The organism is Bartonella sp. AP58NXGY, assembly GCF_042195785.1.
Taxonomy (GTDB): Bacteria; Pseudomonadota; Alphaproteobacteria; order Rhizobiales; family Rhizobiaceae; genus Bartonella.
The window spans coordinates 1-950 of sequence record NZ_JBHIOY010000131.1 but is presented as its reverse complement, the minus strand read 5'-3'; the positions used below and the strand labels follow the sequence as shown (position 1 = coordinate 950).

The window sequence follows — 950 nt, the reverse complement described above, 5'->3', positions numbered from 1 at the left end:
GCACCTACACCCCAATGACCTCCAGCACTCGTTGCTGACACATTAGAACGAATCTTTCCATTTTCAGACATATAACCAGCCCCAATAGCAAAGGCAGATTGGCTGCGCCACAAACCACTACCAAATGAAAAGCTTAATTTTCCTGGCGTATCATCATAACTCAAATTAGATACTGCTAAACCAATAGCTGCAGCCTGTCTTGCTTCTTTCCGAACATCCTCAACGGCATAATTTAACGTCTCAAACTTCATATCTGTATATGCTTTGGACTCACTAACACCATTATTGACTATATCAGTAATATGATCATCCGTATACTTCTTCGCATCTTCAAGAACTATCTTCATCTGCTGTTCCGTATAATCATGCAATTGACCGCCATTGATAGCTTCCTTCGAACCACTCTCAATCCGACCTTCCGCTACATTATCTATCAATACAGGATCACTTTCATTACCTCCAACTAACGTAACTTTATTCGTCTTATTGCCATCAGCATCCTTATCGTAGTTAACAGCACCGTTCGTAACCGCACTTTCAACATCCTTAACATGTTGATCTATGCTCTCTACACGGTTTTCAACCGCAGAAACTTTCTGGTTCGTCTCCCAGAGCTGTCCCCCATTCACAACTTCTTTCGAGCCTTCCGATATGTCACCATCCGCTACATGCGTAATCTTACTGTCCTTACCATCATGACGACCATCATAGCCTCCTAACTCTTCGTTCCAACTCAAACTGTTCGACGTAACATTTTCAGCGACATTATTAATCCGATCGTTAATACCTGACAAACTTCCATTAACGCCTTCAAATGCACCGGCTACATTATCATAGCTCTTACTCTCTGAAGAACTGCCATCACTCTTGAACTGCGTTATTTGGAATTCAGGTGCTGTCCATTGTCCTCCCTGATAACGCGCTCCACCGCCTAAATAAGCCGCTAACGT

General features: G+C 42.8%; 1 protein-coding gene. It reads right to left on the bottom strand.

Features of this window, described 5'->3' with window-relative positions:
* Window positions 1–950 (bottom strand): Vomp family autotransporter (locus ACFINC_RS09960; RefSeq protein ID WP_375617109.1); only part of this gene is annotated, 950 nt, incomplete at both ends.